We start from the raw sequence: 25,292 nt of genomic DNA, 5'->3' as shown, positions 1-25,292 counted from the left end.
GTCTTGTTGATTCTTGGTCTTGATTATATCTACAAGGTTTTTGAAACCTTGCAGGACTCTTGCCTTTAAAGGAAAGACAATTAGTTTATTAATTTATTCAAATGGTAAATAAATAAGTTTAGCCCTGATTGCAGCGACATCCTTTTTTACTGTCAGTTCGAGTGCCACACTTTTTGTGTGGTGTATCGAGAACAGAAGTGAAAAAGATATAGCGGAAAGCAGGAAATAGCTTCTAAAAAGTATGATTTAAATAGTACATTTGCCAACATCAACAAAAATACAATTATGAGTTTACAACAAGATTTAGAAAACAGAAGTGGAAATCAATGCGAATTATGTGCATCAACGAATAACTTGTCAATTTATGAAGTAAAGCCAACAATCACTGGTGGCGGTGGAGTTGACGGAAGTTTGTTGGCTTGTGAAACTTGTGTTGATCAAATTGAAAACCCAGAAAACACAGATGCAAATCATTGGCGTTGTTTAAACGATTCTATGTGGTCTGAGCACAGAGCTGTAAAAGTTGTTGCTTGGAGACTATTGTCGCGTTTAAGAAAAGAAGGTTGGCCGCAAGATTTACTTGATATGATGTATTTAGAAGATGACGATTTGCGTTTTGCAAAAGAATCTGGAGATCATTTAGATGAAAGCGAAAAAATTATTCACAGAGATGCAAACGGTGCCATTTTAGAAGCCGGAGATTCTGTGGTGTTGATAAAAGATTTAAAAGTAAAAGGTTCTAGCATGGTTGCCAAACAAGGAACTGCTGTTCGTAGAATTTCTTTAGATCACGAAAATGCGAAATATATTGAAGGTAAAGTTGGCCCAACTCAGATTGTAATTATTACAGATTACGTAAAGAAAATGTCAGAGAAAGAGTAGATCTAGCTGTTGTCAGTTAGAGAGAATTTTTGAGGAACGAAAAAATTAGTATCGAGAACTCATTGAAAACTTCTCGATACAATTTTCTCCTTTGGTCGAAAATCACTCGAAGTGACATTCGTATACTATTAGAACGATGTTTTTAGAAAAATGTTACAAAAAAAAGCCGCTCATTTAATAATTGAGCGGCTTAAAAATTATTAACTTAAAAATTATTTTTTGTCTGATATATAAACTAAAATAGGCTTTCCTCTTTCTTCTTCAACAGAATACACACGAATATTTTTGATTTCTGAAACTATTTCTACTCCTTTTTTAGCAGTGATTGCTTTATTGTTATAAACAAATCCAGCACCTTTTTTACTCCACATTTTTACAGTTTCTAAAAGGGACATCTTCATTTTTCCGCCACTAACTACAACCCCGCGAGAATCGTTGTTTTTTAAGTTTAAAGATTTGTGTTTTTTTTCATGAGCTATTCTTAGTTTCTCAGTTGTTTTTAATTCTTGCTTTGCATTTGAAGAAAGAGGTTTGATATTGTTTTTTCTCTTGAAAGCTTTAATCTCTTCATCTATTTCATTTTCTTTCTGTTTTGGAGGTGGAGGAGGTAAAACTCGAGAAGGTTTTGTGACTTGCTTTTTTTGAGAAGCATTCATTTTGTTATACAACTCATTTAAATAGATCACATTTGCTTTTCTATTTTTAGAAGTAGATTGAATTCTTTTTGCCAATTTTTTATAGGTGAAAACAATATCCATTGGTGGTGGTGGCGGAACTACTTTTCTAATATCCGTTACGCTTTGTTGTTGTTTTTCAGACATTTTTTTATATAAAGAAATCATCTTTTCTATATCTTTTACTTTGTAAATTTTTGATTTTGAGCCTTTGTCAAATAATTGTTTATAGTGCTGAACTATATTCATTGGCGGTGGTGGAGGCAATAATTTGTTATTGATACTTATTTTGTAAAGACCATATTTTCTTAATGCATTTTTTACTTTGTTAAGATGAATTGTGCTTTTATTGCTATCTCCTTTTAAGATAACTAAAGCATTATCTTTGTCTTTTACTATTTTATCTAAAGTTTCTTCTAGTTTATCTAAAGTAATTGTTTGATTCTGAATAATTAACTTTCCATTATTTTTAATAAGTAGCGTTATTGTGTTTTTAACTTCTTGTGCTTCTTTAGCTTTCATTTTTGCAAACTCCTTTTTTGTATAAAGATTCACTTGATGTTCTTGAGGAAAACGGTTGCTTCTTGCATTTTTGTAAACAAAACTGTTAAAGTAATAAGCAAAATCAGTGTTTTTATAATTGTTTAAAACAGTGTTGTTTACTACTTTTCCATCAATCCATAAAGCAAATTTCTCTTTGTTTTTCCAAGAATTAAATTGTGCTTCTGTAGGTGTTTTTTCCTTGTGCGAAATTGGAGGCATCGGCGGAGCAATTTCATAAACATCTTCAACAGAATTTTGTTGTTCTACAGACATTCTTTTGTACAACTCTTTCATTCTATTAAGTTGCTTGTAGATGAATATTTTTGACCTTTTTGCAGTCGTCATCAATTCTTTATATTCGTTCATTTCTTTTTCTGAAATGCCATTTTCTTCTGTTTCTACCACAACTACTTGTGGTTTTTCATTTTTATTTTCTTGCGCTTCTACTCGTTGCGCAAAGGCAAAGATAAATCCTGCAGTTAATGGAATTACCATTAATTTTTTAAGCAGGATTTTTGTTTTGGAACTCGGTGTTGTCATCATGAGTAATCGTTTTTTTGTGAGTGAATAATTTAAATTACTGGCCAAGTAAATATTGTTTTGCTGAGCAGTTGTATTCAATAATACATATTGGTATTCAGCGATGTTTTTATGTGATTTTAGTACAGCGTCATCCGCTAAAAATTCGTGATTTAACTGGATTGCTTTTTTGTAATATCTAAAGATTGGGTTGAACCAAAATAGGTTTTGTAAAACTTCAATAAATAACACATCTAACGAATGTTTTTGTTGAACATGTGTTAACTCGTGCGTTAAAATCTGCTGCTCAACAGCATTTGTTTTATACTTCTTTTTATTGATAAATATATAGTGTAGAAATGTGTACGGAACAATTTTTTCTTTCAATAACACAACAGTTGCAGAGAAATAAGACACTTTTTTATTTCTTTTTGTTTGTGCTAAAAGTTGATATATTTTTTTTGTCAGTAGAAATAATAAAATCAAACTGATGATGCAATACAATCCGATAAAATAATTGGTATAATCAATTTTTTGAATGATTTCTGTAGTTGCATATTCTGATTGAAATTGCAATACATTTTCTTGTTGATTTAAAATCGGTTCAACAAATTCTGCTGGTGCAACTGTAATTATAAAACTAGGAACGATCAACGAAAATACAATAGAACCCAATAAATAAAAACGATTGAATCGGTGCATTTTTTCTTTCTCTAAAACAAAATGATAGAATGCTAAAAGCAATACTAAACAAATTGTAGATTTTATGATATAGGCTAACATCTTACTTTTTTTTATCGATTTGTTGGTCAATAATTTTCTTCATTTCTTCTAAATCTTCTTTAGATAAATTCGTTTCAGAAGTAAAAAACGATGCAAATTGTGGAGCAGAATTATTAAAGAAATTCTGAATCAATCCGTTTACATGTTTTGAGAAATAATCCGATTTTTTTACTAACGGAAAATATTCTCTTGATTTTCCGTAGAGTTTGTAATCAATAAAACCTTTGTCGTTCATGCGTTTTAACAAAGTAGCCACTGTGGTAGTTGCTGGCTTTGGTGTAGGAAAATCATCTAATAAATCTTTCATAAAAGCTTTATTGCGTTTCCATAAGTATTGCATGAGTTGTTCTTCAGATTTTGATAATTGCATTGTTCTACGTTTTTAGAATTAACTCTACAAATGTAGAAATAAAATTTGATTCTACAAGTGTAGAGTCAACTATTTTTCAAATAAAGTTTTTCATACATTTGTTACAATCAAAAAACGAACCAACAAAAACTTATAAAATGAAGAGAGTACTATTCTTGGTTAGTATTATTTTAATTGCTTCTTGTGCGCCAAAAAAGTTCAATCAGAAATGGTTAAAGGCTGAAGCGCCAAATACGTTTAAAGCACGTTTTGTAACAACAAAAGGAAATTTTGATATTGTTGCCAGAAGAGCTTGGTCTCCAAAAGGTGTTGATAGATTGTATCAATTAATTAAAAATGGTTATTTCGATGATATTGCAATATATAGAGTAGTTCCTGATTTTGTAGCTCAATTTGGTATTCATAATGATAGTACTATCAATAATAGTTGGAGAGACCATAAGATTGATGATGAACCAGTTTTGGCAAAAAATGAAGCCATGTCGATTGCATTTGCGCGAGGAGGTAAAAGAACAAGATCCAATCAGTTTTACATCAATTTAAAAGACAATTATAGATTGGACAATTATAAAGGACCAGGTGTTACAGGATTTCCTGTAATTGCAAAAGTGATTGCAGGCAAAGAAAACGTATTGAAATTTTATAGCGGATATGGAGGTGCTTTAGGAGGAAAACAAGATTCTATTGCAAAGTTTGGAAACAGTTTTTTACGAGAAAAATATCCAAAAGTAGATTATATTATGAAAGCCTATTTTATAAAGTAAATTATTGTCTGTTCGAGCGGAGTTGAAATGTTTATAACACAATAGGTTCTCACATCTCGACTCCGCTCGATATGACACTCGATTAGACATGTTGATGTTCTTTATTTTCAATTAAAAATATTAGCAAATAAAAAAGCCGCTTAGATACTGAAACAAGTTCAGCATAAAAGCGGCTTTTTTTGTTATTTAAAATTTGCTAAATCAAATTCTTTAGGTGGAATTTCATTACGTAAGTGTGTGATAAAATAATCCCAACGTTTTCTCGTCATATAGTTTGTCATGTCTCCATAGCCATGTCTTTTATTCGGAAATAAAATCATGTCAAAATCTTTGTTTGCTTTGATCAATGCTTCAACAACTAACATGGTGTTAGAGGGCGGAACATTATTATCAATAGAACCATGTGTAATTAATAACTTTCCTTTTAAATTTCCTGCAATTAATTGATTTGCTTGATTGTCATAATTTGTAGTTCCGTCTCCTTTTCCTTCCATATTTCCGTCCACCAACAAACCTTGCCATTTTTCTCCCCAATCAGCTTCGTAGTTTCTGTTATCGTGATTTCCTGCGCCAGAAACAGCTACATCATAAAATTCTGGATATGCAAAAACGGCTCTTGTAGACGCAAATCCACCACCAGAATGTCCCCAAATTCCAACACGCTCAATATCCATTCCTTTGTATTGTTCTGCTAATTGTTTAATTGCTGCAATATTATCTGGAATTCCATTATCGCCCATATTTCCATAATAGAAATCATGAAAAGATTTTGATCTTCCTGGAGTACCCATGGCATCAACAGCAACGACCACAAAACCTAATTCGGCCGCAGCTTGAAAATCCCTCCAAACAGGTCTAAACCCGTAATTACCAACAGAACCAGATTGTGGCCCAGGATAAATATAATTTAACACTGGATATTTTTCACTTTCATGATAATTTGTAGGAAGAAATAAAACGCCGTACAAATCAGTTTCATTATCTCTGGCCTTTACGTTAAATTCAATCGGAGCGATATATCCTTCAGCTTCTAATTCAGAAATATCTGCAGCTTCCAATTCTGCAATTTCTTCCCCATTTCTATTTCTCAATACAGAAACTGGCGGAGTATCCGTTGTAGAATATGTATCTACAAAATAATCCATATTTGGAGAAAAACTTATAGAATGTGTTCCGTAATCTGGAGTTAAATTTGTAAAACCTTTTCCGTCAAAACCTACTTTATATAAGTAATCATGGTATGGATTTCCTTCTTCTTTTCCGCCTCCAGTAAAGAAAATTTCTCTAGAGTTTTCGTCAAGATATTTAATTTGTTTTACCAACCAATTACCAGTTGTAATTTGGTTTTTTAGTTTTTTTGTATTTAAATCGTATAAATATAGGTGTCCCCAATCCGTTTTTTCAGAATACCAAATAAACTCATTAGAATCAAATAAAACTCTCCAGTTTTCTGCTCGTACACCAGATTCGTAATAAGTATCAACAACTTCTTTGTGAATTGAACTTACTTTACCAGTTCTTGCATCTGCAATTTGTAAATGTGCTTCTTTATGATCTCTTGATCCAGAAACAAAGGCAAATTTAGAGCCATCGTTGCTCCATTGAGCATCCAATAAAACACCACCACGACCAGCAATATGATCTGTTGTTGATCCTCTTTGAAAATCTTTACCCATTTTTAAACGAACCATTCTTGGTCTGGCTCCTAAATGGATAATTACACGTTCTATGGTGAAGATTGTTTTGTCTCCTGGCAACGGATGTTTCCAAGCTTCTAATTTAGGGTGACCCACATTGGTAGTTGTTAAATACATTTCGCCAACCCCACGAGCATCTTGCTGAAAAGTTGCAATTTTATCAGAATTTGGCGACCATTTTAACACCGCATTGTCTCCTCTTGTCCAACCAGCATTATTAGTCGCATACCCGTAATCTTTTTTTCCGTCAAAGGTTAACTGCGTTTTTTTATTGTTTGATAAATCTCTGATCCATAAATTGTAATTATCAATATAAGCAGCCAATTTTCCATTCGGAGAGACATGTTCGTTTCTGGTAGCTTTTGCATATTTCGATTCTGGTTTTGGAGTTTTATAATCAGTTAAAGTTGCTTTCTCTTTTGTGTTTGCATTTACAGAAACATATTCAATTCCGTTTTTAGTTCTTTTAGAATAAACAAGTACATCATCACTTGTCCAATTCTGAGAAGTAATTTGATTGTGAACCAATCCAGACCAACTACGCTGCATAAATTTAGCAGCATTTTTGTAATCGTCTGCAGTTCGTTGTTTCGTTTCGGTAGAAGTAGCACAAGCCGTTAAAAGCAAAATGGATAAAGAAACCATACTTGCTTTTTGAAGTAAATTTTTCATTGGTTGAGTATTTAATTAGTTTGTATAAAAATATTTTAATTATCTGTTGATTTGAGTTAAGAAACAGTTAATTATTTGGTTTTCAATTCGGTAAAATATTTATAAAATAATGGTATTGTTTCAATTCCTTTAAGATAATTAAAAATTCCAAAATGTTCGTTTGGAGAATGTATGGCATCAGAATCTAAACCAAACCCCATTAAAATGATTTTACTTTTTAATTCTTTTTCAAACAAGGCAACAATCGGAATGCTTCCTCCACTTCTTTGTGGAATCGGCGTTTTACCAAAAGTAGTTTCATAGGCTTTACTCGCCGCTTGATATCCAATATTATCAATCGGAGTTACATAACCTTGTCCGCCATGATGAGGTTTTACTACAACTTTAACTCCTGCAGGAGCAATACTTTCAAAATGATTTTTAAACAATTCTGTAATTTCTTTCCAATCTTGATTTGGTACTAAACGCATCGATATTTTTGCAAATGCTTTTGAAGCAATTACTGTTTTTGCGCCTTCACCAATATATCCGCCCCAAATTCCGTTGACGTCCAACGTTGGTCTAATAGAATTTCTTTCGTTGGTAGAATATCCGTTTTCGCCGTAAACAGCATCAATATCTAATGCTTTTTTATAATTGTCTAAAGAGAAAGGTGCTTTTGCCATTTCTGCTCTTTCTTCTTGGGATAATTCTTCTACATTGTTGTAGAAGCCTGGAATTGTAATGTGGTTATTTTCATCATGTAAAGAGGCAATCATTTTTGTCAATACATTAATAGGATTTGCAACAGCACCGCCATACAAACCAGAATGTAAATCTCTATTTGGTCCAGTTACTTCAACTTCTACATAACTCAAGCCACGTAAACCGGTTGTGATAGACGGAATATCATTGGCAATCATTCCGGTATCAGAAATTAAAATAACATCATTGGCTAATTTTTCTTGATTCCTTTCAACAAACCAAGACAAACTTTCAGAACCAACTTCTTCTTCGCCTTCAATCATAAACTTCACATTACAAGGTAAATTCCCTGTTGATGTCATGTATTCTAACGCTTTTACATGCATAAACATTTGTCCTTTATCATCACATGCTCCACGTGCAAAAATGGCACCTTCAGGATGAATCTCTGTGGATTTTATTACAGGTTTAAAAGGTGGAGAATCCCATAATTCAATTGGGTCAGCTGGCTGAACATCATAATGACCATATACTAAAACAGTTGGTAAATTAATGTCAATAATTTTTTCTCCGTATACAATTGGATATCCTGGAGTTTTACAAATCTCTACTTTGTCGCAGCCTGCTTTCTCTAAAAATGATTTTACTACTTCAGAAGTATTTAAAACCTCTTGTTTGAATGCCGGATCTGCACTTACAGATGGGATTTTAAGGATTTCTATTAATTCGTTGATAAAACGTTCTTTGTTCGAATCGATATAGTTTTTAATGTTTTGCATGATAGTTTTTTGATGAAAATCAAAAATACTAAAATTAATAAAGAACTTCTTTGGAATTTCTCAGTAATGTTTATATTTGCAGTCCTTTTACAAGGCTAGTTACCATAGTGTAGCGTTTGTGTTGTAAAAGTTTGTAGGTTATCTGCAAAAAAAAGCAGGTTTACCTGCCGTAGGCAGGCGTGGTGGAATTGGTAGACACGCTAGACTTAGGATCTAGTGCCGCAAGGTGTGAGAGTTCGAGTCTCTCCGCCTGTACAAAGTAAAAGCTCTTCGGAAACGAAGAGCTTTTTTTTTTAAGATTTTGCACCTCATAAATGGCACTACTTTCAATTTCGTATATTCGTCTTTAGAATTGAAATCACAACTATTTGTAAACGAATAGGTTGTGTTTCAATTTGACCAACCCAAAACCAACCATTAAAAATAAAAAAATATGAAACGTATTCTTACTGCAATTGTTTTTACAGGAATGTTGATTTCTTGTAATTCATCAGACAAACCTATAAAAAACCAAAAAGAATCTTTTGACACAGCAACTATAGCTAAAAAACAGTTAAAGCCAATTGATACAGACGCTGCTTTAATTGCCACTGCATTAATGGCGGCTCCAGAAGAAAGTAGAGCGGGAGCTAAAGTTATTGGCTATAATATGGCAGGAGAGTTTGTAACGCTACGAGAAGGAAATAATGAGTTTATTATATTGGCAGATGATCCTAAAAAAGATGGATTTAGTGCAGCATGTTATCATAAAAACCTTGAACCTTTTATGGCAAGAGGAAGAGCTTTGAGGGCAGAAGGAAAGAAAAGACAAGAAGTATTTGCAACCCGTGAAGCAGAAATGAAATCAGGTAAGCTTAAAATTCCTACAGGATCTACATTGCATATTTATTATGGAACAAAAACACAGTATGACCCAGAAACGTCTAAGGTTGAAGGAGCTCGACTTCGTTACGTTATCTATATGCCTTGGGCAACATCAGAATCTACAGGTTTGCCAAAAGTACCAACGGAACCAAACCATCCATGGATTATGAACCCAGGAACAAATAGAGCACATATTATGATTTCACCTATTGCAGAAGATATTTAGCAACATAGACGAAAACACAATAATATAATTATTTCTCATTAAAGATTCGTTTTTAATATCTCTGTTGATAACTCAATGATTGGTTAAGTAATTGATAATAAAATATTTAGTAAATTTAAGAATTACTAACTGAAAATTTATATTATGTTGTACGCAATTTTAATTGGAGCATTAGCAGGGTTTCTTGCAGGTAAATTAATGAAAGGTGGTGGATTCGGCTTTTTATTGAATGTAATTTTAGGGATTATTGGTGGAGCAGTTGGCGGATGGATCTTTGGAATTCTAGGAATTTCAATTGCAAACGGTATTGTTGGTGATTTAATTACCGGTGTAATTGGAGCAGCAGTTGTGCTATTTGTAGCAGGTTTATTTAAAAAATAAATTATCAAAGAATTAACGAAAAGAGCTATTTTATGATAGCTCTTTTTTTTATTTTTACACAAAAGAAATTAGATCATGGAAATAAGAAATTATACAAACGAACAAGTACAAACCATTCAAGCTGCTTTTATGTCAAAAGTATATACTTGGATGTCTGGAGGATTAGCAATTACTGGATTAATCGCCATGTGGGTAGCTTCAACACCATCTTTAATTGAAGCAATTGTAACAAACCAAATATTATTTTTTGGATTGATTATTGGAGAAATATTTTTAGTTGGATATTTAATTTCGATGATTAAAAGAATGTCTGCACAAACTGCTGGAATCATTTTTACAGGGTACGCTGCATTAAATGGACTCACATTATCTGTTGTGTTTTTAATGTATACAAGTGCATCAATTGCATCAACCTTTTTTGTGACTGCCGGTACGTTTGCCATCATGAGTATTTACGGCTATTACACCAAAAAAGATTTAACATCTTGGGGTAACTTATTATTTATGGCTTTAATCGGAATCATTATTGCTTCTTTTGTCAACTTTTTTATGCAAAGCGAAATGATGTATTGGTTAATTACCTATGCAGGTGTTTTTATCTTTGTGGGATTAACAGCGTACGATACTCAAAAAATTAAAAGAATGAGTACTGCCTCTGAAGTTGGTTCTGAAGAAGAATCTAAAAGTGCCATTGTAGGTGCATTAATGTTGTACTTAGACTTTATCAATCTGTTTTTATTACTGCTAAGAATATTAGGAGATAGAAAATAAACCACTTAATTTATTAAAAAAGAAAACTTTTTAATTGTCTATTCGAGCGGAGTCGAGAATTTATCACTCATTATTTATATTTAGTCATCCCGACTGCGCTCGATGAGACATTTCTTATTTTATACTGCTTTTTACAGTATCTTTGTGCATTATTTAAAGAGATATGCAGTTTAAAGATTTAGGATTAAATAAACCAATTGTAAGAGCAATTACTGAACACGGATACGAAAATCCGACTTTAGTTCAAGAACAAGCTATTCCTGTTGTACTTGAGAAAAAAGATGTGATTGTTTCTGCTCAAACAGGAACAGGAAAAACGGCTGCATTTGCATTGCCTATTTTACAACAACTTTTTGATAAACAAGACGCGTCTAAAAAAGGAAAGAAGATTAGAGCATTAATCATTAGTCCAACGAGAGAATTAGCAATACAAATAGAAGAAAATTTTACTCTTTACAGTAAATATACCAATTTAAGAACAGGAATTGTTTTTGGAGGAATTTCAATTGAGCCACAAAAAGAAATGTTGAAAAAAGGAGTTGATATTTTAATTGCTACTCCTGGTAGATTATTGGATTTACACAAACAAGACTTTGTAAACTTAGATTTTATAGAAACTTTTGTGTTAGACGAAGCCGATTTAATGTTAGACATGGGTTTTATTGATGATGTTAAGAAGATTGATCGTCTTTGTCATCAACAAAAACAAACTTTATTGTTCTCTGCTACGATGCCATTTAAAGTGGTAGAACTGGCTAAAACGATCTTAAAAGACCCAGTAAAAATTGAAGTTGCTCCAACTTCTTCTACGGTAAAAGGGGTGCATCAATTATTGTTTTATGTTCCAAAACCAAAGAAAATTGAATTGTGTTTACACTTGCTTAGAAATTCTATTAAAGGAAGTGTCATCATTTTTAGAAGAACTAAATACGGAGTTGATAAATTAGAAAAAACACTACTTACTAATAAGTATAAAGTGGATAGTATTCATGGTGATAAATCTCAAGATTTACGTCAAGAAGCTTTGCGAAAATTTAAAAAAGGTGAAGTCAATATTCTAATTGCAACTGATGTTGCTGCACGTGGAATTGATGTTAAAGATGTTGATACAGTAATTAATTTTGACCTTCCGAATATTTCAGAAACGTATGTGCATAGAATCGGTAGAACGGGTAGAGCAGGGCAAGAAGGCGCTGCATTTTCATTCTGTTCTGCAGACGAAAAAGACTATGTGATTGCCATCCAAAAATTAATCAATAAGCAATTGGATGTAATAGAAGATCACCCATATCCATTAGATCCAAAAGCAAAGCCAGAAGTACATAAATCTCCTGATGCTGGAAAATACAGAAAAGGAAGAAAATCTGTAGCTTCTAAAAAGAAAAAGAAACGTTGGTATTAAGATGTTTAAGATAAAAAAAGCTCCTCATTTATGAGGAGCTTTTTTTATGTATTTGGACCTTGCCAAATAACTTGTTCAATCATCCAATTCCCATTCTCTTGTTTTGCTAAAAACATATAATCTGTTCCCCAATACGCAGTAACTTTTACTGCAGCTATTTTATCCATAAGGTCTAGAATCTCTACTATCTTTGGTGATCCTTTTTTAGCATAATTCTTTCTTGCTTCAACATTTTTAGCAAATTTTAAGGCACCTTCAAAAGTCATATAACTAGCTTTGCCATATTTGTTGGTTTTTTCTGATTTCCAAAAACCAAATTTATGTAAAGTAGGTTTTAGTGAAGCCTTTAATTTATCAGTGTTTCCTTCATAGAAACCTTCTAAATAGTTCATGCAAGCTTTTGTAATTAATTGTTTGTCTGTTTGTGCATTAACTTGAAAACTTAATACAGTTACAAATAAGAATAAGATTATATTTTTCATGATAAATAAACTTTTTAATTACTTCTCTTAGAAACAACCCCACCTTTTGCACTGTCAACAGTAACAGTAAATTTAGAATTTCCTTTTACAATCCAACGTATTCTTACAACTCCGTTTCCAGGAATGTTCTGAACTCTCATTTTAGCCGGATTCACTTTTTGTTCTTCGGTTACATTAAAATCTGCATCAGTAACCAACATTCCTGCAACAACATTAACTCCAGAAATACTTACATAATCTGGTCTTGTAATATTGTATTTTAAATCTTGACTTGCGTGTGTTGGCATTAATCTATCGTTTTGAATAGTAACAGTTACTTCTTTTAAGCCGCCACTTAATTTCTTTTCAGAAATAGCTGCAATAGATAAATTTGGCATGTGATACGCATGATAAAAAGTAAACGCCATATTTCTGTGCGCTTCTTCTTCTAACATAAAACCAGGAGTTGCTCTACCAAAATTCTTTTTAAATCCGCCAACTTCAATTTTCCCATACGTTGGATGATTAAACTCTTTCCAATCTGTAAAAGCATCACTCATTAACAATTCTTTGTCAAAATCATACGTTTGGTTTCTGTCTCTTCCGCTCTTTTTGTAGTATGCAAATGAGGTGAAAATTTCATTGGTAAATGTGTAAATACCTCTACTTCCATAAAACCAATCTAGTTCACCACCAAACACAGAATACAAATCTTTATACACTGTTAAATACCGATAACCTGGCAACATTTTTTCTCCTTTCTTACCAATTGCATCATAAATTCGAATGTCTGCTCTGTTATAAGTTGCTAAATCTTCTTGTGCTCCTGGACCACGTAAAATCATTCCTCCAGAATTGTGAAAACTTTGTGCTCCAGCAATATTTGGATGTGCTAAAACAAAATCTGCAACGGCTCTAGTTTCTGGTAAAGAAAATGGATGTCTGTATGCACCACGTTGAATGTAATCTGGTTGCCATTTCCAACCCCAATCTCTATTCGGGTCGTAATATCCGTGCGTATCTTCGTTTATTCTTCCGTCTCCATCATTGTCAATCCCTTCGTTTCCTAAATATTCGTAACGCTGAGTTGTAACAACATCATCTGGGCCAATAGGAATCATTTTTCTTGGATCTTGTGGATCTACAATATAATTTCCGTGATTGCTCTTTCTTCTCATCATTGTAATAGAACCATCGCCATTGATATCATCATAACCATCTTCATCAAACAAACCATCTCTATCATCATCTAAAGCAATCATACCAGATCTTGGACTACTTCCAGTATTTGGTTCTTTCATGAAATCGTTTCTTGCATCTGGATTTATCGTTGGGACAATATAAAAAACACGATCGTTTAACATGTTGGTAATGTATTCATTGTCGTTAAAGTTTTCCGTCAAATACCAAGCTGTATAAATACTGATTTCTCCACCCTGAATTTCATTAGAGTGAATATTACCATCTAAATAAAATCCTGGTTTTCTGTCTGCTTTTCCTTTTTTATAATTTGTAATTGCAAGCATCCAGATATCTCTGCCTTTTGCAGATTTACCGATAGATTGTCTTTTAACTAAATTAGGATGTGCATCTGCAATCTTTTTACTTAGTGCAGCTAATCCTTCTGAAGTATAATATCTATTAAATGAAATTTGAACTTTAGGATTGTGTGGAGATCCGGCTGCTCTAAAAATTTCTGAACTATTTTGTGCGCCAATTGCTAATGGAAATAAAAATACTAGCAACAATGACTTTAATATATTTTTGTTGATTTTCATCTTTTCTAATTTTTTATTTTAATTTGATTGTTGCTGAATCTGAACCTGTATGAGAAGTTCCTGCTTCAATACTTACATTTCCTTTTCCTTTAATTAACCAAGAAAATTTTTGACTACTATCTCCGTCAATACTATTTACCAATGTTATTTCTTTACCACTAATAATTTCTTGATTCTTAGCCAATTTAACAGCTACTTTTATTTTTAACAACCATCTAGACTTTTTTCCCATTTCTGTATGAGTTGGCAATAAACCACTGTTATGAACATCTACAGAAATTCTAGTAATACCATTTCCTACAGCCTCAGAAGTTACATTTTGAAGTGTAATATTTGGTTGCATTTTTGCAAGTTCGATAATAAAATCTGTATGTTTTTTACTGATGTCTGCAACCATTTTAAATGGTGGATTGATCATTTTGTAAGGAGGAATTCCTCCAACTTCTACTTTCTTATTTGGAAAATCTGGATGATTTATTGGCTTCCAATCAACAAAAGCATTGCTGATGTTTTCTTGTTTTGCCCAATTTAAATAGTTTACATACTTGTTTTTTGCAGATTTTTTCGCAGAATCTTTTACTTTTGGAACCCACCAACCTGGAGTTGCTAACGCTAATTTACCAAAATGAAAATACGTCCATTGAAAGAAATCTCCTCCTTTTCCGTTAGAAACAGGAGCGTCTTTTGTTCCGGTGATTTTGTTGTATTTTCCTGACAAGAATTTGTTTAAAGCCGCATCGTCTTTTAAAACACTTGTTACAACTCTTTTTCTAGCACCAGCCGCATTGTACTTTAATGGATTGGAAAGATTATTTTCTGGACCTAAAGTAATAATAGAAAAGATGTTCCATTGCTCATATAAAAACTCTAATAAAGCTCTGTTTTCTTTTTCAGAAACAGCATGTTCTCCAGCTCCTGGTTTAAAATATGGATAATTATAACTGAAGTTTTTGTTGAATACAATTCCGCCTTTACCATCTTCATTAAATTTCCCGTCCTTATCATTATCAATTCCTTCAGAGAAAACTTTATACGTTCCTGTTTCGCCTTTGTTTTTATCAGCTTTCACAAGTATTCTTTCGTCTTCTTTTAGTTTGATGTAATCCCCAGTAACGTCTTCTACACGCATCATGGTAATAAACCCGTCTTTGTTTAAATCCTCAAATGGATCTTCGTTAAATTCGCCATCTCTGTCATCATCGGTACTTCTGGCGTTTCCATTTTTGTAATGTTTTAAAGAAGAAAAATAATTTTCTGTAGCATTCGGACTCATATTAGGGAAAATATAAAATGTAGTTTTCTCTAATACATCCGCATGATTTTTTAAAATATTTTCTGCAATTTGAATTGCCATTTCTGGACCTAAAATATGAGAACCATCAATACCACTAACAATGGCTATTGCAGGTTTATTTTTAGCGTTTCCTTTAGATAAAGTTAATGCCCAAATTTTATGTCCACCAACTGTTGTTGTTAGTGTTTCTAATTTACTGTTTGATGCATTTTGACTTTGTAAAGTTTTAAGTCGTTGAGAGAATTTGCTATAATTGCTATAATCGGTTTGTGCCGAAATTTGCAACGAAGTAAAGCAAAAAAGCAACCCAGAAAAAAGGGTAATTGCCTGTTTTTTGTTGAACATAATAATAGTAGGTTAAATTAATTATAAAGAATTAGCTTTAAAGATATAGAATTCTATATACAAACCTATTTGTTGTTCAATGAACTTCTAAATATTAAGTTTTTTTTAACGTTTACTTTTTTAGAATAATTTCTTCAAAATCTTCAGTCTTGTCTAAACTAGAAAATAAATTTTTGAATTTTTCGGAAGGAGCAGACAATTTTCGTTTTTCTAAATCTATCCAAGCGCCATACACATTTACTTGTGCTGCCAACTTGCCTTTTTCATTAAAAAGTTGATGTTGTAACTTCCAACGTTCTATGTTTGTTGATAAAGCTTTTAATGTAAGATTTACTGTAATGTCTTCTCCTATGTGGATTTCTTTATAAAAGTTAGTTTCTTCTTTAAATAGAATTGGACCTAATTTCTCTCTAGCAAAATCATCTATAGACAATCCATGTTCTTTAAAATACCGAACTCTAACTTCTGCAGCATAATCATTATATGCAGTGTGTCGCATATGTCTATTTGCGTCAAAATCTGCCCATTTTGTTTTAAATGTTACTTTGAATTCCATAAAAAGTAAATCTTAGTTTTTAACGACTTGATTCAAATTCCTCATTTTTAATCTACTCAAAACATTTAAAGCTTCATTAATGTAAATGTCTTTCGCTAAGTTTTGATGCCAAGCTATTCTTTTATCACCATCAATAATTTCTTTTTTGATTAAAGGAAGCTCACTTTTAGGAGATTCAAATTTTAAATTTGATTGAAATTTAAATACAGATTTAAACTTTTCTCCTTGTTCTTGATGTTTTTTAGCTTCTTTTGTAAATTGTTTAAAGTTTAAAGAATAGGTGGTGTCATCCTGACTTTTCTTCAACCATTTTGCATAATCATTAATCAATGTAAAACTAGGATTTTGCATAATTCTCTCTTTGCTTTCATTGACAACATCACTAAAGTTCTCATAAGAATTTACAGGAGTATATGTTGCTTTCGGAACTTTATCCCAATCTAAAGCGCCATCTAAATCTCTTTCGCCAAATTTCATATAACTATATCTGTCTGGCATTGCAATATCAGAATACACGCCTTCTTTTTGTGTAGAACCGCCATTAACTCTGTAGAATTTTTGAATGGTCATTTTTAGAAAACCTAAATCTTCTTTGTAATCTGGATAAAACTGATTGATTGGTAAAATATTTTGAACTGTTCCTTTTCCGTAAGTTTGATTACTTCCAATAATAACTGCTCTGTTGTAATCTTGCATTGCAGCAGCAAAAATTTCTGATGCCGAAGCAGATAATTCATTTACTAAAACAACCAAAGGGCCGTTCCATTGTATTTTAGGGTCTTTGTCGTGCTGAACTCTTGCATTTTCTCCTCTATATTTTATTTGCACAACAGGTCCTTCGCTAATAAATAATCCTGCAATTTCAATCGCAGTTTTTAAAGACCCACCGCCATTATTTCTTAAGTCTATTAACAATCCTTCTACATTTTCTTTTTTAAGATTTGCAATTTCTTTTTCCATGTCTTTTGCAGAATCTCTAAAGTTTTTATCGCTAAAATCGATGTAAAATTTCGGTAAATTAATTACGCCATATTTTTTTCCATCTTTTAGCACAACACTAGATTTCACAAAAGTTTCATCTAAATTTACAATATCTCTAATGATAGAAATTACACGAATAGAATTGTCTAATTTTTTCTTTACAGTCAATCTAACTTCTGTACCTTTTTTTCCTTTGATAAATTTAATGGCGTCGTCTAAACGCATGCCAACAATATCTAAAGGTTCTTCATCGGCTTGTGCTACTTTTAAAATAATATCTCCAGCTTCTAAATCACCTTGTTTCCAAGCTGGGCCACCAGAAACAACTTCAAAAACGTGCGTGTAAATTCCTTTTTTCTGTAATCTTGCTCCAATTCCTTCAATTTTACCAGACATATCTACGTCAAATTTTTCTTTAACGCTTGGCGCCATGTATGTAGAATGAGGATCGAAACCGCTAATAACGCTATTTAAAAAAGTTGAAAACCAATCAGCATTTTCTAATTCTTCAATACGGATGTAAAGCTCATCCATGTTTTTTAAAACTTCTTTTCTTGCAGCAATTTCTAATGTTTTAAAAGATGATTTTTTAAAATTCTTATCATCTTTTGCTTTTTCTGTTTCTAAGTCTTGTTTTTCTTGAATTCTGCTGAGCGTGTTTAATTTTAATTGTTTTCTCCAATTATTTATCAACTCATTTTCATTTTTTGGAAAAGGAATTTTACCATAATCAATATCAATAGTTTCTCTTTTATTAAAATTGAAAGGTTGCGCTAAAATTTCTCCGTAATATTTTTTTGCGCTTTTAATTTTTTCTGTAAATCGATCATAAACTAAATGATAAAAAGCCAAATCTGCTTTTTTAAGTTGATTGTCTATCAGGTATTTAAATCTAGAAAAATCTTCAAGATCTTCTTGTGTAAAATATCTTTTAGACGGATCTAAACCTTCAATAAACTCATTAAAAACATGTTCAGAAAAATCATCATCTAAATCCTTAGGTAAATAATGCCCATTTGTAAGCATGTAATTGATGACAGAAATTAATACTTTGTCTTTTTCTGGATCATTTTTTACAGGATTTGTTGTAAAACTCGATGCTAGTATAAAAAATGCTACAAACGGAATGATAAATTTAAATGCTCTCTTCATGTTCTTAATTATTTTTTTAAATTCTTTTGCAATTTAGAGTATTGCAAACTACTAAAATTATACCAAAAAAAGTAGTGCAAATTTAATTCGTATTTTTTTGTGATTTTATTGATACAATGTTACTTAAATATCTGCCGTAAATCTGTTTATAAAATGTTAAATCCGTATCGTATAAAAGAAAGTAAAAATATGGTACATTTGTTAGTGATAAAATAGAATTATGAAAAAAAGGCCTTTAATTTTAGTTACAAATGATGATGGAATAACTGCTCCAGGAATACGCGCTTTAATAGAAGTGATGAATGAAATTGGAGACGTTTTTGTAGTTGCGCCAGATAGCCCGCAAAGCGGAATGGGACACGCAATTACGGTTGATAATGTATTGCATTGTAATTCAATTACTGTTGATGATGGACCGCAAATAGAATACAGTTGTTCTGGAACTCCGGCAGATTGTGTAAAGATGGCGGTAAATAGTATTTTAAACAGAAAACCAGATTTGTGTGTTTCAGGAATTAATCATGGATCAAATTCATCTATAAATGTCATTTATTCAGGAACGATGAGTGCTGCTGTAGAGGCAGGAATTGAAGGTGTTCCGGCAATTGGTTTTTCGTTGTTAGATTTTAATTGGCATGCAGATTTTACAGCATCTAAAGTCATCATAAAACAAATTGTGTTAGAAGCTTTAAAGAAGAAGATTCCGGAAGCAACGGTTTTAAATGTAAACATTCCGAATTTGCCCGAAAAAGACATCAAAGGAATTAAAATATGTAGACAAGCAAACGGAAATTGGCAGGAAAATTTTGACAAAAGAACAAGTCCAAACGGAAAAGAATATTATTGGTTGTCTGGCGAGTTTATTTGTAAAGACAAAGGAGAAGATACAGATATTTGGGCCTTAAATAACGGTTATGTTTCTGTGGTTCCTGTGCAATTTGATATGACTGCGCATCACACAATCCAAAAATTAAATACATGGGATTTATAAGAAAAGAAATTCTAATTGGAGCTTTAGTGTCGCTATTTGCAACATTTTCTGGAGTTTTTATCTATATAGAATTTTTTTCAAAAGTTGATTTTCAAGAAACATTAATTGTCATCAAAGAGCAAGATTTAGCTGCTAAAATAGTAACCTTAGCAGCAATTCCAAATTTGTTTGTGTTTTTTGTTTACATCAAAAAGAAACAAGATTATAGAGCAAGAGGCGTTTTATTAACTACCATTTTAATTGCATTAACTACCTTTGTAGTCAAACTATTTTAGCTACAATTCTTAATAAAAGGAATGAAATACTACATTATTGCCGGAGAAGCATCAGGAGATTTGCACGGTTCTAACTTGATAAAAGCATTGTTTCAACAAGACGAAAATGCAATTGTTAGATGTTGGGGTGGCGATTTGATGGAAAATGCCGGAGCAACGCTAGTAAAACATTATAAAGAATTGGCTTTTATGGGTTTTGTAGAAGTGTTGGCAAACATTCCTACCATATTTAAAAACATTGCTTTTTGTAAAAAAGATATTGAAGCATTTCAACCAGATGTTGTTGTTTTTATAGATTATTCTGGGTTTAATTTACGAATTGCAAAATGGGCAAAACAAAAAGGTTTTAGAACCAATTATTATATTTCTCCACAAGTTTGGGCATCAAGATCTAGCAGAGTAGAAAAGATTAAGAGAGATATTGACATGATGAATGTAATTCTCCCTTTCGAAAAAGAGTTTTACGCAAAACATAATTATGATGTTAATTTTGTTGGCCATCCTTTAATTGATGCAATTGCAGATAGACAGCAAGTTGGTGAAATTGCTTTTAGAAAAGAAAACAATTTAGGAGATAAAAAAATTATTGCATTATTACCTGGAAGCAGAAAACAAGAAATTATAAAAATGTTATCGGTAATGCTTTCTGTGGTTGATGATTTTAAAGAATATCAATTTGTAATTGCAGGAGCTCCGAGTCAAGATTTTTCTTTTTATCAGCAATTTATAAAAACGGATAATGTGCAGTTTATCAACAATAAAACCTACGATTTATTAAGCGTTTCGTTTGCAGCTTTGGTAACATCCGGAACAGCAACTTTAGAAACGGCTTTGTTTAAAGTACCGCAAGTTGTGTGTTATAAAGGAAGTGCCATTACGTTTGCAATTGCCAAACGAATTATCACGTTAAAATTTATTTCGTTGGTCAATTTAATTATGGATAAAGAAGTGGTAACTGAGTTAATTCAGAGCGATTTTAACACCAAAACACTACGCAAAGAATTGACTAAAATTCTAGATGAAACGCATCGAGAAAAGTTGTTTTTAGCATACTACGAATTAGAAAAAATTCTTGGAGGAAAAGGAGCTTCAGAAGAGTCTGCAAGATTAATTATTGAAGGAATAAAATAATATATTATTTTTTAGTAACTTTAGCATGCTATGAAAAAGTTGCTAAGTTTTTTACCAACTCATTTTACTATTTGCTTAATTTTCGGAATTGTTTTGCAATTTCACTATAAATTATGGCAGTATTCTTTTGCACAAACAATTCTTGTTACTGGCTTTTTTTTACTACTGATTTTTCTTTTCAAGTATTTTAAAAAGCAACTTTTTTTTACAATTACAAGTTGGTTTTTATTTGTTTTTGTAGGAATGCTTGCTGTGTTTTTTCAAAATGATTCTCATAAAGAAAACTATTATGCAAATTATTTTTCTGCGGATTCTTTAATCACTTTTAAAGTAGAAAAAGTACTAAAAAGTAATTTGTATTATGACAAGTACTTGGGTTCAATTAGTAAAGTTGGCAATCAAAAAACAGTAGGAACAATTTTGCTAAATGTTCAAAGAGATAGTTTACAAACATCTGCTAAAATTGGTTCCGTTTTTTTGTTTAAATCAGAACTCAATGAGGTTCAAAAACCATTAAATCCATTTCAATTTAATTATAAAACGTATCTCGTAAAACAAGGTGTTAACCATCAATCTTTTCTAAGAAATACTGCTTTTTTGGTAAAAGAATCTAACGAAAATTCAATTTATAAAATTGCTGAAAACATCCGAGCTAAAGTTGAAAAGGAATTAGTAAAAAACGGATTTCAAGGAGAAGAACTCGCGGTGATAAAAGCGTTGATTTTAGGGCAGCGAAAAGATATTTCTAAAGATTTACTAGAAGAGTATACAAATGCTGGTGCCATTCATATTTTAGCAGTTTCTGGTTTGCATGTCGGAATTATTTTATTAATTCTAACGTTCCTTTTAAAACCATTAGAACAACTTAAAAACGGAAAAATCATAAAAACAGTTTTAATCGTTTTATTGCTTTGGTTTTTTGCAGTTATTGCGGGTTTATCTGCATCGGTTGTTAGAGCAGTAACCATGTTTACAGCAATTGCAATCGGAATGACATTTAAGAGAAAAACACTCGTGCAACATACATTAATTGCTTCGATGTTTGTGTTGTTGCTTAGCAAACCGATGTTTTTGTTTGATGTTGGTTTTCAATTAAGTTATTTGGCGGTTTTTAGCATTGTAACCATTCAGCCAAAACTATATCAATTATGGAAGCCAAAATGGTTTTTGACAGATAAATTTTGGCAATTATTTACAGTTTCTGTTGCTGCACAATTAGGAGTTTTACCTGTGAGTTTATTTTATTTTCATCAATTTCCAGGATTGTTTATGCTTTCTAATTTGGTGATCATTCCTTTTATTGGAATCATTTTAATGCTCGGCATTTTAGTGATTGCATTGTCATTGTTTCAAGTCTTACCAAGTTTTTTGGCAGATTTATACCTTTTTATTATTTCGTTGATGAACCAATTTGTAAGTTGGATTTCTATTCAAGAATCGTTTTTGATAAAAGATATTTCGTTCTCTTTTTTATTCTTGATGATGTCTTATGGATGTTTGATTTTCGGTTTTAGCTATTTTGAAAGAAAAACCTATAAGTCAGTTGTGGCACTTTTATTAATGATCATCCTTTTTCAAGGAAGCATTTTTTATGAAAAACAACAAACAGAAACTAGACACGAATTTGTAATTTTTAATAAAAGCCGACAAACTATTATTACTGAAAATAATAATGGAAATTTAAAGATTTACCATGATTTAGATTCAGTAAGTATAAAAAACTTAGGTTTAATTAGAGATTATAAAGTTGGCAGAAAAGCAAAAGAAATTCAGTTTAAAAACAAACTTTCTAGCTCTTATCAATTTAAAAAGGATATAATTATTTTAGTAGATAGTTTGGGTGTTTATCAGTTTGGAAATAAACTAAATCCAATAATTTTACTCATCCAATCGCCTAAAATTAATTTAGAAAGATTGATTGAAAACATTCAACCAAAACAAATTATTGCCGATGCTTCAAATTATAAAAGTCAGATTGTAAACTGGAAATTTATTTGTGATCAAAAAGGAATTCCGTTTTATTATATTGCAGAAAAAGGCGCAATTATTTTTAAGTAACTGGATAAGTAATTTCCGAAATATCAGTTCGAGCCTCGCCTTCGGCAGGCAGGCAGAGTCGAGAACAAATATAGAAACTAAAGTTATGTAATTTACTCTACAATGGTACTTTTAAAGTTTTTTACAAAATCTCCCCAACTCTTTTCTTTTCTGTCTTTTTTAATGAAATAAGCCAACACCATTTCCATTTTTCTTGGTGTTAAATACCCAGGAATTCTGTCTAATAATTGTTCTTCTTTGTTTAAAATTACAGTCGTTGGGTAACTTAATTTTCCGTTTAAAAGAGCAGCACTTAATTCGTGGTATTTTATTTTCCCTTGCTGATTAAATTTAAATGTATAATCTTTATAAGTTATTGGGTCTTTGCCTTCGCCATTTAATCTTATTGCATGATAATTGTCGTTTACATACTTTGCAATTACTGGGTTTGTGTACGTTTCTTTATCCATCTTTTTACACCAGCCACACCAATCTGCATAAATAGCAATCAATAAAGGTTTTGGGTTTGTTTTATTGATTTCTATTGCTTTTTCAAAAGAAAGCCAATTTACTTTCTCTTGAGCAGTTGTCTGTAACGCAAAAGTGATAAGAAGGAAAGAAATTATTTTTTTCATGTGCTTTTTGTCGATATGTAATTGACAACTTTACATTATTATTTAACATTTCTTGAAAATAATGCAATTAGAATTTAACGAATTCCGTGCATTAATTTTTTCATTAATGGATTGATTAATATTAAAATAAAACCAGCAGCAGCAGGAATAATCGTAAATATTAAAAAGAAATAACTCATTGAATATTGTTCAACAATCGCATCAATTTGTCCACCAACCATGGCTGCAATTTTATTACCAGCAGCAATTGCTAAATACCAAACGCCAAACATCAATCCAATCTTTTTTGGAGGCACTAATTTTGAAACATAAGATAAGCCAACTGGCGATAAACACAATTCGCCCATTGTATGCAATAAATACGCTAAGACTAACCAAATTAAACTTACAGAAGCAGTTTTTGCTCCTTGCGGAATTGTACTAGAGCCATAGGCTAAAACTCCAAAACCGATTCCTAAAAGAATCATTCCGATTCCAAATTTCATTGCGGCAGAAGGATTGTATTTGCTTTCCCACCATTTTGAGAAAAGCGGCGCTAAACCAATAATAAATAAGGAGTTTAAAATTAAAAACCAAGATGCTTCTATTTCTGCTTTATCACCTGGTAAAATAACTGTTAGTTTCCAAATGGCAATTCCCCAAATACTTAAAAAGCTAATTCCTAGAATAATATTTGATAAAGAAATACTCTTAAAAGTTTGAGCAAATAGTTTTAATAAAACCCATGAAATGATTCCAAGTGGAACAATGGTAATTATGGTGTCAACAATTTTAAAAATTAAAGCAGAGTTTCCTTCTAATCCTCGTTGTGTGTAGTCTCGTGCAAAAATATTCATAGATCCGCTGGCTTGTTCAAAGGCAGCCCAAAAGAAAACAACAAAAAACGCTAAGATTCCCACTACAATATATCTGTCTCTTTGCACATTTGCTGGAACTTTTTCTTCTTCAATAGCTTCTATGTTTTCAATTGCATCAGAGATGTCAACTTTTTTAGTTGGTTCTGCACCAACGTTTCCAAAAATACTTCTCCCGAACCAAAATTGCATGGTTCCTAAAAGCATAAAGATTCCAGCCAATCCAAATCCCCAAGCATAACTTAAATTACTGGCTAAGAATCCACATAGTAAAACGCCTAAAAAACCACCAGAATTAACACCCATGTAAAAAATGGTAAATGCGCCATCTTTTCTGTCTGGATATTGATCATACAAACCACTCACTACAGAGGTTACGTTTGGTTTAAATAATCCATTTCCTGCAATCAATAAACCAACACCAACATAGAACATAAATTCAGTTTCGAAAGCTAAAGAAGCATGACCTAGCGTCATTAATAAAGCTCCTAAAGCAACAGCTTTTTGATAACCGGTAAACTTATCAGCTATCCAGCCTCCAATAATTGGTGTTAAATAAACAGAACTTGTATAAATTCCTAATAAACCTAATGCTCTTTCTCGTGTCCATTCCCAACCACCATCAGTAAATGAAGCAGTTAAAAACAAAACAAAAATGGCACGCATTCCGTAATACGAAAAGCGTTCCCACATTTCTGTAAAGAATAAAACAAATAAAGCAGGTTTGTGACCTAATAAACTAAATTCATTGGTTTTTGCTGTAGCATTCATAAGAAGATTGTGTTAAAACT

Annotated in this window: 21 protein-coding genes and 1 tRNA gene; 11 read left to right on the top strand and 11 right to left on the bottom strand. The window is 31.8% G+C overall.

The genetic code is table 11. The features are described from left to right. Window positions 1-285: 285 nt before the first annotated feature. Window positions 286-882, top strand: coding sequence for a PhnA domain-containing protein (locus ACEWL1_RS00580; protein WP_409231346.1), 597 nt, complete (start codon window positions 286-288; stop codon window positions 880-882). A 212-nt stretch (window positions 883-1,094) separates the two neighbouring features. Here ACEWL1_RS00580 and ACEWL1_RS00575 read toward each other — a convergent pair whose 3' ends face one another. Both ACEWL1_RS00575 and ACEWL1_RS00570 read right to left on the bottom strand, forming a co-directional pair. Then, the gene (locus ACEWL1_RS00575; protein ID WP_409231345.1) at window positions 1,095-3,401 is read right to left on the bottom strand and encodes a M56 family metallopeptidase; all 2,307 of its coding nucleotides are present in this window, start codon (window positions 3,399-3,401) and stop codon (window positions 1,095-1,097) included. Window position 3,402: 1 nt separating this feature from the next. Then, a complete protein-coding gene (locus ACEWL1_RS00570; protein WP_409231344.1) occupies window positions 3,403-3,771 on the bottom strand; it encodes a BlaI/MecI/CopY family transcriptional regulator in 369 nt (122 codons plus the stop codon). Between the two features lie 137 nt (window positions 3,772-3,908). Here ACEWL1_RS00570 and ACEWL1_RS00565 point away from each other — a divergent pair, with 137 nt between their 5' ends. Beyond that, window positions 3,909-4,535 (top strand): peptidylprolyl isomerase, encoded by a 627-nt coding sequence (locus ACEWL1_RS00565; protein ID WP_409231343.1) that lies wholly within the window; start codon window positions 3,909-3,911, stop codon window positions 4,533-4,535. Window positions 4,536-4,717: 182 nt separating this feature from the next. Here ACEWL1_RS00565 and ACEWL1_RS00560 read toward each other — a convergent pair whose 3' ends face one another. Further along, window positions 4,718-6,904, bottom strand: coding sequence for a S9 family peptidase (locus ACEWL1_RS00560; RefSeq protein WP_409231342.1), 2,187 nt, complete (start codon window positions 6,902-6,904; stop codon window positions 4,718-4,720). A 71-nt stretch (window positions 6,905-6,975) separates the two neighbouring features. Continuing rightward, the gene (locus ACEWL1_RS00555) at window positions 6,976-8,367 is read right to left on the bottom strand and encodes a dipeptidase (RefSeq protein ID WP_409231341.1); all 1,392 of its coding nucleotides are present in this window, start codon (window positions 8,365-8,367) and stop codon (window positions 6,976-6,978) included. 173 nt (window positions 8,368-8,540) lie between these two features. Between ACEWL1_RS00555 and ACEWL1_RS00550 the strand changes: the two genes are divergently transcribed. From ACEWL1_RS00550 to ACEWL1_RS00530, 5 genes are all read left to right on the top strand, one after another. Then, window positions 8,541-8,622: transfer RNA gene (locus tag ACEWL1_RS00550), tRNA-Leu, on the top strand. A gap of 178 nt (window positions 8,623-8,800) precedes the next feature. Beyond that, window positions 8,801-9,457 carry a hypothetical protein gene (locus ACEWL1_RS00545; protein WP_409231340.1) on the top strand — a complete coding sequence of 219 codons (657 nt, stop codon included), beginning with the start codon at window positions 8,801-8,803 and terminating at the stop codon, window positions 9,455-9,457. A 144-nt stretch (window positions 9,458-9,601) separates the two neighbouring features. Then, the gene (locus ACEWL1_RS00540) at window positions 9,602-9,838 is read left to right on the top strand and encodes a GlsB/YeaQ/YmgE family stress response membrane protein (protein WP_409231339.1); all 237 of its coding nucleotides are present in this window, start codon (window positions 9,602-9,604) and stop codon (window positions 9,836-9,838) included. 75 nt (window positions 9,839-9,913) lie between these two features. Then, entirely contained in the window at window positions 9,914-10,609 is a 696-nt protein-coding gene (locus ACEWL1_RS00535; protein WP_409231338.1) for a Bax inhibitor-1/YccA family protein, read from the top strand. Window positions 10,610-10,772: 163 nt separating this feature from the next. Further along, window positions 10,773-12,011: a DEAD/DEAH box helicase gene (locus tag ACEWL1_RS00530; protein WP_409231337.1), complete on the top strand. Its 1,239-nt coding sequence runs from the start codon at window positions 10,773-10,775 to the stop codon at window positions 12,009-12,011. Between the two features lie 44 nt (window positions 12,012-12,055). On the opposite strand, the gene ACEWL1_RS00525 is transcribed toward ACEWL1_RS00530, so the two are convergent. The 5 genes from ACEWL1_RS00525 to ACEWL1_RS00505 form a co-directional block, all read right to left on the bottom strand. Beyond that, a complete protein-coding gene (locus ACEWL1_RS00525) occupies window positions 12,056-12,493 on the bottom strand; it encodes a nuclear transport factor 2 family protein (protein ID WP_409231336.1) in 438 nt (145 codons plus the stop codon). Between the two features lie 14 nt (window positions 12,494-12,507). Further along, a complete protein-coding gene (locus tag ACEWL1_RS00520) occupies window positions 12,508-14,250 on the bottom strand; it encodes a M14 family metallopeptidase (protein ID WP_409231335.1) in 1,743 nt (580 codons plus the stop codon). 13 nt (window positions 14,251-14,263) lie between these two features. Continuing rightward, the gene (locus ACEWL1_RS00515) at window positions 14,264-15,889 is read right to left on the bottom strand and encodes a M14 family metallopeptidase (RefSeq protein WP_409231334.1); all 1,626 of its coding nucleotides are present in this window, start codon (window positions 15,887-15,889) and stop codon (window positions 14,264-14,266) included. Window positions 15,890-16,001: 112 nt separating this feature from the next. Further along, a complete protein-coding gene (locus ACEWL1_RS00510) occupies window positions 16,002-16,445 on the bottom strand; it encodes an acyl-CoA thioesterase (protein WP_409231333.1) in 444 nt (147 codons plus the stop codon). A gap of 12 nt (window positions 16,446-16,457) precedes the next feature. Next, a complete protein-coding gene (locus tag ACEWL1_RS00505; RefSeq protein WP_409231332.1) occupies window positions 16,458-18,578 on the bottom strand; it encodes a carboxy terminal-processing peptidase in 2,121 nt (706 codons plus the stop codon). A gap of 220 nt (window positions 18,579-18,798) precedes the next feature. Here ACEWL1_RS00505 and surE point away from each other — a divergent pair, with 220 nt between their 5' ends. From surE to ACEWL1_RS00485, 4 genes are read left to right on the top strand one after another with little or no spacing between them, the layout of a single operon-like run. After that, entirely contained in the window at window positions 18,799-19,569 is a 771-nt protein-coding gene (surE, locus tag ACEWL1_RS00500; protein WP_409231331.1) for a 5'/3'-nucleotidase SurE, read from the top strand. Beyond that, a complete protein-coding gene (locus tag ACEWL1_RS00495; RefSeq protein WP_409231330.1) occupies window positions 19,557-19,844 on the top strand; it encodes a hypothetical protein in 288 nt (95 codons plus the stop codon). Before surE ends, ACEWL1_RS00495 begins: the two co-directional genes overlap by 13 nt. A gap of 21 nt (window positions 19,845-19,865) precedes the next feature. Continuing rightward, the gene (gene lpxB / locus ACEWL1_RS00490) at window positions 19,866-20,975 is read left to right on the top strand and encodes a lipid-A-disaccharide synthase (RefSeq protein WP_409231329.1); all 1,110 of its coding nucleotides are present in this window, start codon (window positions 19,866-19,868) and stop codon (window positions 20,973-20,975) included. 30 nt (window positions 20,976-21,005) lie between these two features. After that, complete coding sequence (locus ACEWL1_RS00485; protein WP_409231328.1) at window positions 21,006-23,033, top strand: ComEC/Rec2 family competence protein; 2,028 nt, start codon at window positions 21,006-21,008, stop codon at window positions 23,031-23,033. A gap of 92 nt (window positions 23,034-23,125) precedes the next feature. Here the strand turns inward: ACEWL1_RS00485 and ACEWL1_RS00480 are convergent, their stop codons facing one another. Both ACEWL1_RS00480 and ACEWL1_RS00475 read right to left on the bottom strand, forming a co-directional pair. Then, window positions 23,126-23,647 carry a thioredoxin family protein gene (locus ACEWL1_RS00480; protein WP_409231327.1) on the bottom strand — a complete coding sequence of 174 codons (522 nt, stop codon included), beginning with the start codon at window positions 23,645-23,647 and terminating at the stop codon, window positions 23,126-23,128. A gap of 74 nt (window positions 23,648-23,721) precedes the next feature. Next, a complete protein-coding gene (locus tag ACEWL1_RS00475; RefSeq protein ID WP_409231326.1) occupies window positions 23,722-25,272 on the bottom strand; it encodes a peptide MFS transporter in 1,551 nt (516 codons plus the stop codon). Window positions 25,273-25,292: the final 20 nt, after the last annotated feature.

Source organism: Polaribacter gochangensis (genome assembly GCF_046224025.1).
GTDB lineage: Bacteria > Bacteroidota > Bacteroidia > Flavobacteriales > Flavobacteriaceae > Polaribacter > Polaribacter gochangensis.
This window is presented reverse-complemented; position numbering and strand designations above follow the sequence as displayed.